The 16708-nt window shown below is 44.7% G+C and carries 14 protein-coding genes; 4 read left to right on the forward strand and 10 right to left on the reverse strand.

What is annotated here, in order from left to right; all coding sequences use genetic code 11:
* Positions 1-118 precede the first annotated feature (118 nt).
* From JC606_RS07885 to JC606_RS07910, 6 genes are all read right to left on the reverse strand, one after another.
* A complete protein-coding gene (locus tag JC606_RS07885; RefSeq protein WP_198778370.1) occupies positions 119-1408 on the reverse strand; it encodes a hemolysin family protein in 1290 nt (429 codons plus the stop codon).
* Positions 1409-1595: 187 nt separating this feature from the next.
* Entirely contained in the window at positions 1596-3158 is a 1563-nt protein-coding gene (locus JC606_RS07890) for an AbgT family transporter (RefSeq protein WP_061033252.1), read from the reverse strand.
* A 297-nt stretch (positions 3159-3455) separates the two neighbouring features.
* A complete protein-coding gene (locus JC606_RS07895) occupies positions 3456-3905 on the reverse strand; it encodes a prepilin-type N-terminal cleavage/methylation domain-containing protein (protein ID WP_061033253.1) in 450 nt (149 codons plus the stop codon).
* A complete protein-coding gene (locus JC606_RS07900; RefSeq protein WP_198778371.1) occupies positions 3895-5235 on the reverse strand; it encodes a hypothetical protein in 1341 nt (446 codons plus the stop codon). Before JC606_RS07900 ends, JC606_RS07895 begins: the two co-directional genes overlap by 11 nt.
* Complete coding sequence (locus JC606_RS07905) at positions 5232-5864, reverse strand: PilW family protein (RefSeq protein WP_137407375.1); 633 nt, start codon at positions 5862-5864, stop codon at positions 5232-5234. Before JC606_RS07905 ends, JC606_RS07900 begins: the two co-directional genes overlap by 4 nt.
* Complete coding sequence (locus JC606_RS07910; protein ID WP_102425513.1) at positions 5845-6351, reverse strand: GspH/FimT family pseudopilin; 507 nt, start codon at positions 6349-6351, stop codon at positions 5845-5847. The genes JC606_RS07905 and JC606_RS07910 overlap by 20 nt, the downstream gene beginning before the upstream one ends.
* A gap of 102 nt (positions 6352-6453) precedes the next feature.
* Between JC606_RS07910 and JC606_RS07915 the strand changes: the two genes are divergently transcribed.
* A complete protein-coding gene (locus JC606_RS07915) occupies positions 6454-6885 on the forward strand; it encodes a type IV pilin protein (protein WP_137407376.1) in 432 nt (143 codons plus the stop codon).
* Positions 6886-7020: 135 nt separating this feature from the next.
* On the opposite strand, the gene dnaJ is transcribed toward JC606_RS07915, so the two are convergent.
* The 4 genes from dnaJ to grpE form a co-directional block, all read right to left on the reverse strand.
* Positions 7021-8166, reverse strand: a complete 1146-nt coding sequence (dnaJ, locus tag JC606_RS07920) for a molecular chaperone DnaJ (RefSeq protein ID WP_008224495.1) — start codon at positions 8164-8166, stop codon at positions 7021-7023.
* Positions 8167-8455: 289 nt separating this feature from the next.
* Positions 8456-10369 carry a molecular chaperone DnaK gene (dnaK, locus tag JC606_RS07925; protein WP_102423756.1) on the reverse strand — a complete coding sequence of 638 codons (1914 nt, stop codon included), beginning with the start codon at positions 10367-10369 and terminating at the stop codon, positions 8456-8458.
* Positions 10370-10842: 473 nt separating this feature from the next.
* Entirely contained in the window at positions 10843-12117 is a 1275-nt protein-coding gene (locus tag JC606_RS07930) for a dicarboxylate/amino acid:cation symporter (RefSeq protein WP_004737574.1), read from the reverse strand.
* 391 nt (positions 12118-12508) lie between these two features.
* The gene (gene grpE / locus JC606_RS07935) at positions 12509-13090 is read right to left on the reverse strand and encodes a nucleotide exchange factor GrpE (RefSeq protein WP_004737573.1); all 582 of its coding nucleotides are present in this window, start codon (positions 13088-13090) and stop codon (positions 12509-12511) included.
* A 143-nt stretch (positions 13091-13233) separates the two neighbouring features.
* On the opposite strand from grpE, the gene nadK reads away from it, so the two are divergent.
* From nadK to bamE, 3 genes are all read left to right on the forward strand, one after another.
* Positions 13234-14118 (forward strand): NAD(+) kinase, encoded by an 885-nt coding sequence (gene nadK, locus JC606_RS07940; protein ID WP_004737572.1) that lies wholly within the window; start codon positions 13234-13236, stop codon positions 14116-14118.
* A gap of 291 nt (positions 14119-14409) precedes the next feature.
* On the forward strand, positions 14410-16074 hold the full coding sequence (gene recN / locus JC606_RS07945; RefSeq protein WP_198778372.1) for a DNA repair protein RecN: 1665 nt from the start codon (positions 14410-14412) through the stop codon (positions 16072-16074).
* 167 nt (positions 16075-16241) lie between these two features.
* On the forward strand, positions 16242-16601 hold the full coding sequence (gene bamE, locus JC606_RS07950) for an outer membrane protein assembly factor BamE (protein ID WP_004735159.1): 360 nt from the start codon (positions 16242-16244) through the stop codon (positions 16599-16601).
* The last annotated feature ends 107 nt before the right edge of the window (positions 16602-16708 follow it).

The following is a 16708-nucleotide window of genomic DNA, read 5'->3' on the forward strand; positions in this document are numbered from 1 at the left end:
CCAAAAAGCAAACAATAGAAATAAAAAAGGTATGCGGTGAAGCATACCTAATCTTAGTGATGATGGACAACAAAGAGATGCCCATCAATAACCATGGACTGGATGATTAACTGTCGGTCTAGCTTTCAGCCTCAAGCAAATCATTGACGATTTGCGTCGCTTTCACGCTCACAATACGATTGTTCTCAACCGAGATAATCTCAAACTGCCACTGCTGACACTCAACGATCTCTCCCGTATCAGGCAAGCGACCTAGCAGCCATGTGATGAGTCCGTTTAGAGTTTGGAAGCCCTCGCTTTCACCCTCTAACTCTGAAAGCTCCAAGCGGTTTTTCAGTTCGCTGATCGGGATTAATCCATCCACCAGCAAACCATCTGGCAAAGACTCAGTCCAAAGATCGTTCGGGTTGTTTGATAACTCACCCGCAATCGCTTCTAGAATATCGTAATGAGTCACAAGGCCTTGAACATCGCCATACTCATCGACAATGAACGCCATCTCAGTGCCCGACTCTTTAAAGTAGCCAAGTAAGCGCAGTGCCTTCATCGATTCCGGTACATAGATTGGAGATTTAGACAGCCCCATGATCACTTGAATACTTAGATTACCCGCCTGATTCAATAAAGCCTTGGCAGACACCGTGCCCACCACCTTATTTAGATGGTCTTGGCATAGAGGGAATACGCTGTGCTTTGATGAGCGGAGCTGCTTCAAGATGTTCTCAACAGGTTGGTCGACATCCAGAAAATCGATGTCTCGACGCGGCGTCATCAATGAGCTCACCAAGCGGTCATCAAGCTGCAAGATATTGCGAATCATCTCTTGCTCACCACGTTCAATCACACCAGAGTCTGAGCCCTCTTTTACAAGCGCATGAATATCGTCTTCCGTCACACTGTCTTCTTCGCCACCTCGGCCCATCAACTTAAGAATACCTTCCGTTGAAGCAGACAAAGCAAAAACAAACGGCGTCGCGATTTTAGACAACCAATAGATTGGCATAGCGACCAACACAGCGATGGTTTCCGCTTGAGATTGAGCAAAGCGTTTTGGTACGAGTTCACCAACAACAATCGCAAAGTAAGTAATACCGACAACGACGACCGCGGTAGACAGAACATTCGCTTGCGTTGCATCCATGCCCCACAGTTCTAGTTGAACGGCTAGTGGCGCTGATAACGTCGCCTCACCCACGATGCCGCTGAGCAGGCCTATGACGGTAATACCGATTTGAATGGTTGAGAGGAAGCGAGTTGGATTCTCTTTGAGCTCAAGTGCGATCTGAGCAGAACGGTGTTTTTCGGCCAAGCGTTTCAGCCGACTATTTTTTGCTGCTACCAATGCAATCTCAGACATGGCAAACAGACCATTTAAAACAATTAACCCTACCAGAAGCAGAATTTTCATGATGTTTTGGATTTCCTAATTTTACCGGCCAACAATTAGCCGTAATCCGGAGTATAAGCTGAGTACCTTTCTTTTTGATATAAAAATTTTTGAATATAAAAATAGAGCGAAAAAATAGCACAAAAAAGCCCGCACATTTCGGTGCGGGCTTAGTAATGAATAAAGCTTAATTTTGCTTAGTTCAATCTTACATAGTGTAAGTGTAAGGTGCTTGGATACCTAGTGGGATACCAAGAGCCCAGTAAGCTAGCAGGAAGATAGACCAACCGATTAGCATTGCAATCGAGAATGGCATCATTAGAGAAGCTAGAGTACCGATACCTGTAGACTTAACGTAGCGTTGGCAGTAAACAACAACCAGTGGGAAGAACACCATTAGTGGAGAGATGATGTTAGACACTGAGTCACCAACACGGTAAGCCGCTTGAGATAGCTCAGGAGAGATACCTACAACCATTAGCATTGGAACTAGGATTGGACCGATAAGTGCCCACTTAGCCGATGCAGAACCAACAAGAAGGTTAACTGAAGCCGTTAGTAGAATCATACCAACGATTGTCGCTTCACCAGGAAGGTCCATCGCTTTCAGGCCTTCAGCACCGTAAAGTGCCAGCATAGTACCGATGTTTGATTGACCGAATGCCGATAGGAACTGTGCACAGAAGAACGACATTACAATGTACGCGCCCATCGTAGCCATTGTCTCAGACATCGCCTTGATTACGTCATTGCTGTTCTTGAAAGTACCCGCTACACGGCCGTAAACGATACCTGGGATGATGAACAGGATGAAGATCAGAGGAACGATAGACTTCATAACTGGTGCAGAGAATGCTGTTAGCTCACCTTCAGGAGAACGCAGTGCAGAGTTCTCAGGGATTAGAGCCGCAACAAGCAGACCAATACCAGCAACCATTGCCCAACCTGCGTATTTGAATGCTTTTGATTCGATTGCAGTGAACGTACCTAGATCAGGTGCTTCTTCAGCATCTTCATCAACTGGCGTGTTCGCTAGGCGAGGTTCGATGATCTTCTCAGTTACGTACCAACCGATAGCAACAATAAGAACTGAAGATAGGCCAGTAAAGAAGATGTTCGCTAGAGGGTTAATCACGTATTCAGGGTCAAGAACGTTTGCCGCTGTTTGCGTGAAACCAGCTAGTAGCGGGTCGATACCTGAAGGGATGAAGTTCGCAGAGAAACCACCAGATACACCAGCAAATGCTGCTGCAATACCCGCTAGAGGGTGACGACCCGCAGCGTGGAAGATGATACCGCCAAGAGGGATTACTAGAACGTAACCTGCATCAGCTGCTGTGTGAGACACGATAGCAACCAAGATTAGCATTGGCGTAAGTAGCTTCGCTGGCGTGAAGTTCAGCATCTTCTTAAGGCCAGTAGTAATGAAGCCTGAAGAGTCTGCAACGCCAACACCTAGCATAGCAACAAGTACGATGCCTAGTGGTGCGAAGCCTGTGAACGTAGTAACCATATTCGCTAGGAAGCTAGCAAGTGCTTCACCAGTCAGTAGGTTGTTTACTTCTAGAGCAGCACCCGTTTGAGGGTTGATTAGATCGAATGAAAGATTCGACAAAAGTGCAGATGCTACCCATACGATAACTAGAGCCCAGAAGAACAGGATTGCTGGATCTGGAATTTTGTTGCCGGCGCGTTCAATGAAGTTTAGAAAGCGATCCATTCCACTGATCTTGTCAGTCGATGGTGCTTTTTTTACGGCTTGGTTACTCATTGTAACTCCATATGTGATGTTGTTTGTTTAGGCCTAATATAAGTTTTTACCACGGCCTATTGGTACAACACATATTCTATTAAAAGCCCCCATAAAAAGCACAATATTCCACCCTAAATTCCATAAATGGAGACATATTTTGCAAAAATACCATACAACTATAACAATATAAAAACACAAAAAACACCATTCCATATACATGAATTTAACCAGTAATTAAACAATGTCCGAGGAGTGAAAATTGTCAGTAAAAGGAGTGGCGTAAGCCTTGGCATGCAGTAAACGTTTGCTTAGGGATCAGTCAAACTCACTGTATTTGGAGAGCATAGTTTCGAGATATATACTTTGCGCGCGGTTCATACGATCTTGCCATGCAATTGTGACAGTAATGTTTTTGAGCGCGCCAGATAAGGCTCCGTTCGCATTGGTGACTTCACATGTCATCGAATACGCAGAGCCCGATAAACCGGATAAGGGATCTGAACTCGCAATGTTGAGACAGTAGCTCGACTGATTTAGTTCCTCAAAAGGAATAAGCCCTACCGCCCCACTAACATTGAGCGCGCGAGTTCGATAATACTCCATCTGCCTTTCTGCAAAATGCAAAGCTTCCACACTCTGGAGCGCATGATCCGACTTTTGTTCCGCATACACCTGTAATTTAACCAACCCTAGCGACGCGACGCCAATCAGCAGAAAAGAGATAAGTACCTCTAGCAAACTGAAGCCAGAATTCTTAGAAATCACTCCACGAGCCTCGCTGCCATTGGTACGTAGAAGGCGGGTCACTTGGGTTCGAATCCGCACGGAAATCCATGTCCATATCCCCCACAATGGTCGTCACTCCCGAGGGAGAATCAAAGATAAGGCCACCAGAAGGTAAACCAGAGGCAAACTGAATACCGACACTCTTTTTGATCACGCTAGCCTCATCGATGTCTTTGATAAAAGGCGCAAACACGTTGTTAGCCGCAAGCGAGTTCCAGAAGTTATCGACTCGCGTTTTCACATGGCTGTTTTGGTAATCAACCAAGTGATAAATCACCCCGTTATAGGTCATAGCGCCATTCAATGCGAGCACACCATCTTGAATCACGAGAAGTTGAGAGGGGTTATTTGCAGCTGCTACCGCCGCATTGATGTGACAGTTACCTTCAATCCACAGCCCTTTGGTTTGGCCTATCGTAAAATGGTCCATGATCTCTGGACCACACTCGGTCGCGTTCAATAGCTGAATATGCTTAAACAAGTCCGTATCTTGCGACAGGTCGAGAATGTTTTGTTCCGTTCTAGCCATGCCAAAGAAGGTGTAAAACGGATTCATATTAGGATCTGGATTGAAGTCTTTCTTGAACGGCGGTGGGTTGGTTGCTTGATAATAATCAGGGGCATAGATCGAATAGGAACTACCGGAAGTGCCTTTCGGGATCTCCGTTTTATAGTCGCTATGACAAACGCCATCGAAACCAGAAAAGGGCCCATCAGCAGTAGGATTATGCACTTCTACCCCCAACACCTGCCCTGAATCACCGTGAGTAGCATCATATTGATAAGTAAACAGATCAGCGAATGAGACACTGACACACTCATATTCATTACCACTGATGGGCTCTTCTTTCGCTGTTGGCTTGAGACTTAGTGTCCCAATTATTTCGATTGGTCCTGTCGACTGGATTGCTCCCGTGCCTAACTGGGACTGTTCTCTTATCGTCTTATAAAGGGAGTTGGTGTTCGAAGAAGACGTCACCAAATATGTACTAGGACTAGCAGTAATCGACACATCTATTTGAGGCTGATTTTGATAAGGAGAGCACCAGTCTGCAAAGTCTGCTGGGCGAGTACTGGTATCTTGAATATCAGCAACATTTTTATCTAGTTCAAGTAGATAAGCGTAAGTACACTCCAGTCCACCTTCCGATCGCCAATGTGCTTGCCTGCCTTGAACTTCATTTTGAGCCACTTTCATCTGATGGAAGATGCTTCGATAGGAGCCTAGCGTCACGACTAAGGCTCCAAGCAAAAGCACTGATGTAATCAACAAAGTCACTACGCCATGCTGCTTTGCATAATTCCTCATTGCCAATTCCTCTGCTTAATAGAAACAGACACCGACTTGGTCACCGCTGCAGTTGGAATTGATGCGGTTATACTGATATCTGTGAGCGTGCTCTTTATCGAGTTCTGCTCTAATACCCGAGACGTAATATTGAACTCATCGACATCCATAATGGTGTCATCAAACAATGAATAGCAGCCAGTCACCTGTTCAAACGTGGGGATCGCCTCAGATACTGTAGTGCCCTTCTCACATATTTGCAGCTTGGTGCCGTTTTTTTGGTAAACAATATTGCGGTGGTTTTTATTGCCGCTCGAACCCTCTCTGAAATAAACAAAACCCACCGCAGCACCACCACTCACTTGAATCGTATTGCCTGCACCAGATAACTTGATTGAGTAACCGTTTGAGCCGTCGTAACCCGCTCGTTGAATGTCTTCTTTCATCACTTGTATGGTGCTGGTTAGGTTTTGTAGCAGCAGTAACTCAATGCCTTTGTCCTTGGCTATTCTCTGCCCTGTAATAAAGACACTTCCGATAATCGAGATAGCGAAGATACCAATCACAGAGGCCACCATTAACTCAACCAATGAAGTGCCTTGTTGCCTGCTGAGTCCTAACACAACAGGCTTAACACGCATCATAGCCATACTGCGCACTCGACTCACCACACACTTTTATGCGCCCAGGAGGGCTAGATAATTTAATCAATAAACGGTCGGTTGAAGATGCATTAGGAGAAAGGTAGATCGTGCCTCTTGCTGGTCTCCCCCTGACACTCTCAAAGCTGATTCTTTCCCCTGTGTAGTTGTGAGAAAACGAGACATCGCGAAATGGTTCACCCGACAACTGCAGCAAAGTTTCTCCTGTGAGATCTTCCGTCGGCTTCAACCATACCGTCCAATCACCAGTCGATTGCACTTCATTTTTTGCGGTAGAGAAATGCACCCAGAGATCCTGATTCCTTTTCACCGATTCAGACTTAGCCTGAATTAAGAAACCATTGAACTCACCTGCCAACCGCTGCATCTTGACGGATTGAGTCACCGAACTAAAACTCGGGGCAGCCGTCGCTATCAGTATCGACAATACCGATACCGTTATTAACAGCTCTAATAAAGTAAACCCGCGAGTCATTTCCCAAATTCCTATGTAATTCAGTGCGTAACCGTATTTAATCTTGCAGCGATGCTACCACCGGAGAAGAATGTACTGAGTTATGAAAGGAAACTACTCGCGATGATTCGAAAAAATATATGCAACAGCAACAACATAAGTATGAGAGGGATGACATTGATCGAGTTATTGCTGGCTGTAGTCATCGTGGGAATACTTGGGGCAATCGCCTACCCGAGTTACACCAACCATGTCATGAAGGCGCATCGTGTCACCGCGTTGGCCGACCTGACCAAGATACAATTAGAGATGGAAACCCTATATACGGGCGATTATGCATCCGCAGCCCAAGGGATTATTTCCGCCGGGACATGCAGTTTTTGTGATACAGATACAAGCCGATACACGCTCGCTATCTCAGCAAGCAGCACCACCTATACTATTCAAGCTGAGCCGCACGCCCCACAAACTAATGATGACTGCTTAGATTCAACGACTGATATTTTGGAGCTACACCACTCTGGTGTCTCAGAGCCAGAAGCGTGTTGGACATAATGAGGTAAGCCAATCAGCACCATGTGTGACCACTTTTCTCTTTTCTACAGACACAAAAAAACCTGCTACAAGAGCAGGCTTTCTATTTTCGTCATTAAGTTAAAGTATCGATAACTTAATATTTCAATAACCTAATTACTTAGTTAGGTCATCGAAGAAGTTTTTAACGCCGCTGAAGAAACCTTCAGACTTAGGCTTGTGCTTGCTTGCCGCTTCGCCGCCACATGTCTCTTCAAACTCACGTAGAAGTTCTTTCTGACGAGAGCTTAGCTTCACTGGAGTCTCAACCACTAGCTTAACGATTAGGTCACCCACACCGCCGCCACGAACACCTTTCACACCTTTGCCACGCATACGGAACATACGGCCCGTTTGTGTTTCTTCTGGCACTTTAAGATTTACACGACCATCCAGTGTTGGTACTTCAACTTCACCACCTAGAGCAGCCATAGAGAAGCTTACTGGTACTTCACAGTAAAGGTTATTGCCGTCACGTTCGAAGATGTTGTGCTCTTTTACGTGAACTTGTACGTATAGGTCGCCAGCTGGAGCGCCTTGCTCTCCCGCTTCACCTTCGCCAGATAGACGAATACGGTCGCCAGTATCAACACCAGCAGGGATCTTAACGTTAAGTGTTTTCGTCTTCTGCTTACGGCCTTGACCGTGACAAGAGTTACATGGGTCTTTGATGATCTTGCCTTTACCGTTACAAGTAGGACAAGTCTGCTGAACCGCGAAGAAACCTTGACGCATTTGTACTTGGCCGTGGCCATGACAAGTGCCACAAGTTTGCGCAGAAGAACCTTTCTTCGCGCCGCTACCATCACAAGTGTCACATTCAACCAGTGTTGGTACTTCAATCTCTTTAGATACACCACGAACCGCTTCTTCAAGCGTCAGTTCCATGTTGTAACGTAGGTCTGAACCACGTTGTGCACGTTGTTGACCGCCACCACGACGACCGCCGCCGAAGATGTCGCCAAATACGTCACCGAAGATATCGCCGAAATCACCTTGACCGCCGCCGAAACCGCCGCCGCCACCCATACCGCCTTGTTCAAAAGCAGCGTGGCCGTATTGGTCGTAAGCTGCTTTCTTTTGAGGATCGGTTAAGATCTCGTACGCTACTTTTACTTCTTTAAATTTGTCCGCTGCGCTCTCATCACCCTGGTTACGGTCCGGGTGGAATTTCATTGCTAAGCGCTTGTACGCTTTTTTAATATCGCGCTCTGATGCATCGCGGCTTACGCCTAATACTTCGTAAAAATCACGTTTTGACATGTTCTAGGTCACCAAAATAATTGCTACTACCGAAAAGTAACTTCAGTAGTCTGTGTATCAATCTAGATAAAAGTTCTGCCGGCTGAATCACCGAATAAAGCTATTATCTAGATCGACAAGTCTAAATACAAATTTACGGGCGTGAGAGTTACCTCTGACGCCCGTATATTTAGAAATCGAAAAACGACTTTTCTAAGCTAAAACACGTTAGTTCAAGGAGAAGGCACGGAGCTTACAAGTGTAAGTGAGTACCTTCGATGCAGAAATCACGTGTTATAGCGACGAAAAATTATTTTTTGTCGTCTTTAACTTCTTCAAACTCTGCGTCTACCACATCGTCGTCTTGCTTAGGTTGCTCACCCGCTTCAGCGCCAGCTTGCTGTGCTTGAGCTTGTTGTTGAGCAATTTCCATTAGCTTCTGAGCTGCTTGCATAAGTTCTTGAACTTTAGCGTCGATAGCTTCTTTGTCGTCACCAGACTTAACTTCTTCTAGTGCCGCGATAGCTGCTTCGATCTTCTCTTTCTCGTCTGCAGGTAGAGCTTCACCAGCTTCTTCTACTTGCTTCTTAGTACCGTGAATCATTTGGTCAGCTTGGTTACGTGCAGTTACTAGCTCTTCGAACTTCTTGTCCGCTTCTTTGTTAGCTTCTGCTTCTTGTACCATTGCTTCGATCTCTTCCTCAGACAGGCCGCCTGATGCTTGGATAGTGATCTTCTGCTCTTTACCAGTCGCTTTATCTTTCGCAGATACGTTTAGGATACCGTCAGCATCTAGGTCGAAAGTTACTTCGATTTGTGGCATGCCACGTGGTGCAGGTTGGATACCTTCTAGGTTGAACTGACCAAGAGACTTGTTGTAAGTCGCTTGCTTACGCTCGCCTTGTAGTACGTGGATAGTTACCGCGCTTTGGTTGTCTTCAGCTGTAGAGAACACTTGATCCGCTTTTGTAGGGATAGTTGTGTTTTTCTCGATTAGCTTAGTCATTACGCCGCCCATCGTTTCGATACCGAAAGATAGAGGAGTAACGTCTAGAAGTAGTACGTCTTTAACGTCACCAGCTAGTACACCACCTTGAACTGCAGCACCCATTGCTACTGCTTCGTCAGGGTTTACGTCTTTACGAGCTTCTTTACCGAAGAACTCAGCAACTTTAGCTTGAACCATAGGCATACGAGTTTGACCACCAACTAGGATAACGTCAGTGATTTCGCCTACAGATAGATCAGCATCCGCTAGAGCAACTTTTAGAGGCTCAAGAGAACGTTGTACTAGGTCTTCAACTAGAGACTCAAGCTTCGCACGAGTCACTTTGATGTTCATGTGCTTAGGACCAGTCGCATCAGCAGTAACGTAAGGTAGGTTTACGTCAGTTTGAGTAGTAGAAGAAAGCTCGATTTTCGCTTTTTCTGCTGCTTCTTTAACACGCTGCATTGCTAGTGGATCAGCTTTAAGGTCGATACCTTGCTCTTTCTTGAACTCATCTACTAGGTAGTTGATCATGCGGTTATCGAAATCTTCACCACCAAGGTGAGTGTCACCGTTAGTTGAAAGAACTTCGAAAGTCTTCTCGCCTTCTACTTCATCGATTTCGATGATAGAGATATCGAATGTACCACCACCAAGGTCGTATACAGCGATAGTGCGATCACCACCTTGCTTGTCTAGACCGTAAGCTAGAGCAGCAGCAGTTGGTTCGTTGATGATACGTTTAACATCTAGACCAGCGATACGGCCAGCGTCTTTAGTTGCTTGACGTTGAGCATCGTTGAAGTAAGCAGGAACAGTTACAACTGCGCCAGTTACTTCTTCGCCTAGGAAGTCTTCAGCTGTTTTCTTCATTTTCTTAAGAACTTCAGCAGATACTTGAGGAGCAGCCATTTTTTGGCCTTGCGCTTCTACCCATGCATCACCGTTGTCAGCCTTAACAATGTTGAAAGGCATGATTTCGATATCGCGTTGAACTTCTTCATCTTCAAAACGACGACCAATTAGACGCTTGATAGCGAACAGTGTGTTTTGAGGGTTAGTAACAGCTTGACGTTTTGCAGGTTGACCAACTAGCGTCTCGCCTTCTGTGTATGCGATTACTGATGCTGTTGTACGTTCGCCTTCAGCATTTTCGATTACGCGTGGTTTGTCGCCGTCAAGAACAGCAACACAAGAGTTAGTAGTACCTAAATCAATACCAATGATTTTACCCATCAGGCTATCTCCGAAATATATTCTATTAAGTTTTTGCTATACCCACTGATGTGGGGGTGGTAATTAGAGATTCAACCCTAATACACAAAATTAAAGTGCAAATACAATTTGCTTTCGTATGCACCATAGATAAGGGCTCACGATACCTTTTCAAGGGTAAAAACGGATTTTTTTACATTTATTTTAATAAAAAGAATGATTAGGTAAGAATGCATATCATTAACACACCATTAAACCCGTTATTCGATTCAAAAGCCCCGTTTTACCTTGTGTGGATAATATCTGGTACTGTTTGTAAAAGCCTTATGGCTAACCATCAAGGCGAAGAAAAAATTCAACGCACCATGCTTGTGCCCACGGTACTCCAAGCAAGATTTACATTTATCACCCAATAAAAAAACGGAGCCACTTGGGCTCCGTTTTCAATCAAGACTTTCTACATAGACATTGTCTATAGAAGGAAGAACTTTTAATTAAGCTTCTGCTTTCTTCAGTTCAACTTCTTCGTCTGCTTCAACGCCGATTTCATTTTCAGATTTAGCAACGATAGTGTTTACCGCTGTGTCACCCACTACGTTTGAAGAAGTACAGAACATGTCACAGATACGGTCAACAGCAGCAACGATAGCTAGACCTTCTGGTGGTAGACCTAGTTGGTGCAATAGAACACCTACCATTACTACACCGCCACCTGGAACACCACCAGCACCGATAGACAGTAGCAGGATAGTTAGACCTAGAGTGAAGATATCAGCAGTGTTGATTGGCTGACCAAATGCGTTTGCTACGAACATAGTTGCTAGTGCGATGTAGATAGATACACCAGACATGTTCATTGTTGCACCTAGTGGTACACCGAAGCCAGCTACTGACTTAGATACGTTTAGCTTGTCAGTAAGAGTGCGCATTGTTACTGGGATAGTCGCGTTCGAACTTGCAGTAGATAGTGAGAATAGAACCTGCTCACGAGTTGCACGTAGGAACTGCTTTGGAGAAATACCAGTGAATGAACCCACCATCATTGGGTAGAAGAAGAAGATCCAGAACACAAGCATTGCAACAACAAGCGCTACGTAGCCAGCTACTGACATTAGCGTATTTGCATCCAGCGTTGCACCTAGTTGAATCATCAGAGCGAATACACCGTATGGCGCTAGGCTCATTACTAGGCCGATAAGCTTCATCATGATTTCGTTAGCCATCTTGAACGTCTTGATAGCTGGGCCACCACGAGAATCAAGCGCTTGAATAGCAAGGCCAGTCAGAATCGCCATGAAGATGATTTGTAGCATGTCGCCGCTTGCGAATGCTTGTACTGGGTTGCTAGGAACGATGTTCACAACAAGAGAGAAGATGTCTGGTGTTTCTGTTGTTGTAAGTGCAATCGTCTCAGAAACCGTACCCGCTAGGTTTGCACCAGCGCCAGGTTGGAAAATAAGACCAATCGTTAGAGCAGCTGAGATCGCGATGATGGTGTTAATAATGTAAAGACCAAAGGTTTTACCACCAAGACGACCAAATGAACGGATATCCTTTAGTTCAACGATACCGCAAACAATAGATACATATACAAGAGGCACTACCAACAACTTGATAAGTGATACGAACATACCACCAGCGCCTTCCGCAGCACCAAGTAGGTAAGTGTCAAAAATAGCGATTCCGCTGAATAGGTACTGAATAGCAGTACCAATAATCAGGCCGACAAATAGGCCTACAAAAATCTTACTTGAGAGCGATTTATCCATCGTTCTTCTCCAGTTTGTTGTGTTTAAAATTTGTACTTTTATAGTTGTATATGCGAGTAATATCGCTATATGGCAGTGGATTTTACATACAAAGATAACAATTAAAAGCACTTGTTTACAAAAATATCACAATTGTGACATCAAAACATTTTCTTATTAACAACCAGTTTCATAACACAAAACTCTAAACCGCTGTTCTGTATGAAATAAAAAGAACGACATCCTTAATGCACTTTGAAGGGCTATTTACGCGGATTCTCAAGTGACAGGCACAAAAAAAGAGAGGCATAAACCTCTCTTCTTATTTCACATCAACTAGTGAATTATGTTGTAACTGCAGCTAGCTTGATCAGTAAAAAGTCGAACCTTTCACTTAACGAGCACCACTCAATTACTTAGCGACCATTACCATTGCAGGGCGAACTACACGACCGTTTAGCTCGTAGCCTTTTTGCATCACGAACATAACCGTGTTTGATTCGTGATCTGGGCTTTCTTGGATAGACATCGCTTGGTGGAATTCAGGGTTGAACGCTTCACCTTCAGGGTTGATCTCTTTAAGACCAAACTTAGCAACTGTGTCTACGAATGTTTTGTGCGTAAGCTCAACACCTTCGTATAGTGGCTTAACCACTTCGTTTTCAGCGTCTGCAGCTTGCATTGCACGCTCAAGGTTGTCGATAACAGGCAGTAGGCCTTCAGCAAACTTGTTCAAAGCGAATTTACGCGCTTTATCAATTTCTTGCTCGCTACGTCGACGCATGTTTTCAACTTCAGCTTTAGCGCGAAGAACAGAGTCTTGCTGCTCTTTCACTTTAGTTTCGCTAGCTAGCAATGCCGCTTCTAGTTGAGCAATCTTTGCTTCCTGCTCATCAGCAGCGTCTGCGTTCAGTTCAGCTTCTTCAACTTTTTCTGCTTCAGCAATGATCTGATCTAGTTCTTCTTCGGTTACTTTGTTTTCTTCGTTGCTCATGATATCTCCAGAATTCGTTTCCAATGCAAGTGACAGGCGGGTTTGCGCCTCAAATTGATATAAAACACTCGCATAGACGTTCAACTTGCCTTTATTATGGGGATGAAGAATTTTGATTCAAGCCTAATTCGTTTGGAAACCTTATGAAAAAGCCATTTGAAGTGATCGCCATTATTGGTAAACCTCGAGATCAGCAAGCAATTCAGACTCATAGAGAACTCTATCAGTGGTTGAGTGCTGAAGGTTATCAAGTGTTTGTGGATGACAGACTCGCCAGTATTTTAGACGATATCCCAAAAGAACATTTTTCTAGCCTGGTCGACTTAGGTAAACGCGCCGATCTCGCCATTGTTGTCGGTGGTGACGGAAACATGCTCGGCGCCGCTCGAATCTTGTCTCGTTTCGATATTTCAGTGATTGGTGTGAACCGAGGTAACCTTGGCTTCCTGACCGATCTCAACCCAGAAAACTTCCAAAGTGCACTGACCGATGTTCTCAAAGGCGAGTTCATGGAAGAAGAACGCTTCCTGCTTGAAACAGAGATCCACCGCCATGGCCAAATAAAAAGCCATAATGCGGCACTCAACGAAGCGGTACTTCACCCCGGTCAAGTCGCGCACATGATCGAGTTTGAAGTGTACATCGACGACAGCTTCGCTTTCTCGCAGCGTTCTGATGGTTTGATCGTGTCGACACCAACCGGTTCTACCGCCTACTCACTTTCTGGCGGCGGTCCAATCTTATCATCAAGCTTGAATGCCATCTCTTTGGTACCCATGTTCCCACACACGCTTTCAAGCCGACCACTTGTTGTCGATGGGAAACGTCACATTAAACTGATCGTATCGCCTGATAACCGCGGCACTCAAGAAGTCAGTTGCGATGGTCAAATCTCGCTACCTGTATCTCCAGGCGACGAGATCCACATTTACCAAAGCCCAAATGTGCTCAAGCTGATCCACCCGAAAGACTACAACTACTACCATGTCCTACGTAACAAACTGGGCTGGTCGAGTAAGCTGTTCTAACTCAACGGCACTAGCAACAACCAAAAATTTCAAAGGCTGACGATATTCGTTAGCCTTTTTTATTACCTTTATAACGCCCACCAACTCTGCCTTCACGCCTATCCTAGAGATCGTCATTCCCAAGAAGGAGGAACGACTGAGTTGGGAATCTATAGTGGTTTCAGTGATCTACAGACAAGTACAATTCTGAGAGCTATCACAAAAAATTTTCACCTGTCGACTTTACTGTATAAAGAAACAGTATATACTGAGCTTATATACAGTATTGTTCAGTTATACAGGTAAATAAAAATGCTGGCTCATTTAAGTGTTAATAATTTCGCTATTGTTAAGTCTTTACAGCTAGAACTTTCTAAAGGCATGACAACAATCACCGGGGAAACTGGTGCGGGTAAATCTATCGCAATCGATGCTTTGGGTTTGTGTCTTGGAGGGAGATCCGATGCAGGAATGGTAAGACAAGGTGAAGAAAAAACCGAAGTCAGTGCTGCTTTTTTACTTGAGAACAATCTGCATGCAACTCGCTGGTTAGAAGATAACGAACTTCTAGACGGCACTGAATGCATCCTGCGCAGAACCATCTCTAAAGAAGGTCGCTCTCGCGCATTCATTAACGGTAGCCCGGTTCCTCTTTCACAATTGAAATCACTAGGACAACTACTGATCAACATTCATGGCCAGCACGCGCATCACCAGCTGATGAAAAGCGACTACCAAATGGCAATGCTTGACCAATACGCAGGCCATTTAAACTTATTGAAATCGACACGTAATGCTTATCAAACTTGGCGCCAAGCAGACAACCACCTAAAAGAGTTACGTGAAAACAGCCAACAAAACCAAGCTCAGAAACAGCTTCTTGAATACAAAATCAAAGAGTTAAACGAGTTATCTATTGGGGAGGAAGAATATGAAGAGCTCGAACAAGAGCATAAGCGTCTCGCCAATAGCGGAGAATTGGCCTCAACCTGCCAGCAAGCTATCGAGCTTATTTACGAAGGTGAAGAAGTTAATGCGCTTGGTATTCTGCAATCGGCCAATCACTCCCTAATTCAACTAGCAGAATTAGACGAGCGACTTGCTGAACTACCAGATATGCTGTCTGAGGCCATTATTCAGATTGAAGAGACCAACAGCGAGCTAAGAACTTATCTTGATAGCATCGATGTCGACCCAGGTCGCATGGCTTACGTTGAAGAACGCTTCTCTAAAGTGATGTCGATGGCACGTAAACACCACGTATTGCCTGAAGAGCTGTATAAACACCACCAAGACTTACTACAACAAGTTGAAGCATTGGATTGCTCTGATGAAAAGCTTGAAGAGTTAGCGAATGACGTTGAAAACCAATACCAATCATTCGTAGCAAAGTCTGAGAAGCTGCATAAATCTCGCGCTCGTTACGCAAAAGAGCTAAACAAGCTGATCACGCAAAGCATGCACGAGCTCAGCATGGAAAAAGCGCAGTTTGCGATTGAAGTAAACAACACCAACACTCACCCTTCACCATTGGGTATGGATAACGTGACCTTTATTGTGTCTACCAACCCAGGCCAGCCGATGCAACCAATCGCTAAAGTGGCGTCTGGTGGTGAGCTATCACGTATTTCATTAGCGATTCAGGTGATCACTGCACAAAAAGTCGATACACCAAGTCTGATTTTCGATGAAGTGGATGTGGGTATCAGTGGCCCAACCGCCGCTGTAGTCGGCAAGATGCTGCGTAAGCTGGGCGAATCAACTCAGGTAATGTGTGTGACTCACTTACCTCAAGTTGCCGGTTGCGGTCACCAACAGCTGTTTGTGGCAAAGAACACGAAATCAGGTAAAACCGAAACTCAAATGCACACACTTGATGAGCAACAACGCGTTTCAGAGCTGGCTCGACTGCTTGGTGGCAGCCAAATTACCGAGTCGACCCTTGCCAACGCAAAAGAGTTATTAGTCGCAGCTTAGATTAAATCTTCAGCAACTTTCTGATAATTTAACGAAAAATATTGGTAATTTTGCAACTAAATTCAAAATTGCCAGTCATAACAAGCTCAAAGCGCAAGGAGCTTTTTACTTCTTGCTGGAGCTTGTTTATTATCAGACAGTATTTTAGCGAAGAAAGATCTCAAACTATGCGAATTAAAAAGTGGTTAGTTGCAGTTCCACTTGCACTAACAATGTTGACCGGTTGCTCTCTACTAGAGAAGTTGGTTTATCGAATTGACATCAATCAGGGTAACTATGTTGAACAAGAAGCTGTCGACCAGCTCAAGTTTGGCATGACAAAAACACAAGTTCGTTACGTTATGGGCTCACCTATGCTTATCGAAAATGGCTACCCAGATACGTGGTACTACATTTACCACCACCAAAAAGGTCATGAAGACCCGATTCAGAAAAACCTCGTCGTGAACTTTGATGCTACTGGCACCCTAGTTACGATCAACGGTGATTTTGAAGCCAGTGATGAGTTCTTCGAAAGCCTTCGCTAGCTTTCAGTAGACAAGCTCTCAATCAAGAAGCTTAAAAGCCTGCTCAATGAGCCTGTCTCTTATACACAAATCCCTAAGCCACGCTTGGGGATTTTTTTTGAACTATT

Source organism: Vibrio sp. IB15 (assembly GCF_016406055.1).
In the GTDB taxonomy this organism is placed as follows: Bacteria; Pseudomonadota; Gammaproteobacteria; order Enterobacterales; family Vibrionaceae; genus Vibrio; species Vibrio chagasii.

Bases quoted from the DNA above. Each gene is read 5' to 3' on its own strand.
- JC606_RS07890 (WP_061033252.1), bottom strand. From the start codon at position 3,158: ATGAGTAACCAAGCCGTAAAAAAAGCACCATCGACTGACAAGATCAGT.
- nadK (WP_004737572.1), top strand. From the start codon at position 13,234: ATGAAAAAGCCATTTGAAGTGATCGCCATTATTGGTAAACCTCGAGAT.
- JC606_RS07885 (WP_198778370.1), bottom strand. From the start codon at position 1,408: ATGAAAATTCTGCTTCTGGTAGGGTTAATTGTTTTAAATGGTCTGTTT.
- JC606_RS07910 (WP_102425513.1), bottom strand. From the start codon at position 6,351: ATGACTCGCGGGTTTACTTTATTAGAGCTGTTAATAACGGTATCGGTA.
- dnaK (WP_102423756.1), bottom strand. From the start codon at position 10,369: ATGGGTAAAATCATTGGTATTGATTTAGGTACTACTAACTCTTGTGTT.
- JC606_RS07900 (WP_198778371.1), bottom strand. From the start codon at position 5,235: ATGAGGAATTATGCAAAGCAGCATGGCGTAGTGACTTTGTTGATTACA.
- JC606_RS07930 (WP_004737574.1), bottom strand. From the start codon at position 12,117: ATGGATAAATCGCTCTCAAGTAAGATTTTTGTAGGCCTATTTGTCGGC.
- grpE (WP_004737573.1), bottom strand. From the start codon at position 13,090: ATGAGCAACGAAGAAAACAAAGTAACCGAAGAAGAACTAGATCAGATC.
- recN (WP_198778372.1), top strand. From the start codon at position 14,410: ATGCTGGCTCATTTAAGTGTTAATAATTTCGCTATTGTTAAGTCTTTA.
- bamE (WP_004735159.1), top strand. From the start codon at position 16,242: ATGCGAATTAAAAAGTGGTTAGTTGCAGTTCCACTTGCACTAACAATG.
- dnaJ (WP_008224495.1), bottom strand. From the start codon at position 8,166: ATGTCAAAACGTGATTTTTACGAAGTATTAGGCGTAAGCCGCGATGCA.
- JC606_RS07905 (WP_137407375.1), bottom strand. From the start codon at position 5,864: ATGGCTATGATGCGTGTTAAGCCTGTTGTGTTAGGACTCAGCAGGCAA.
- JC606_RS07915 (WP_137407376.1), top strand. From the start codon at position 6,454: ATGATTCGAAAAAATATATGCAACAGCAACAACATAAGTATGAGAGGG.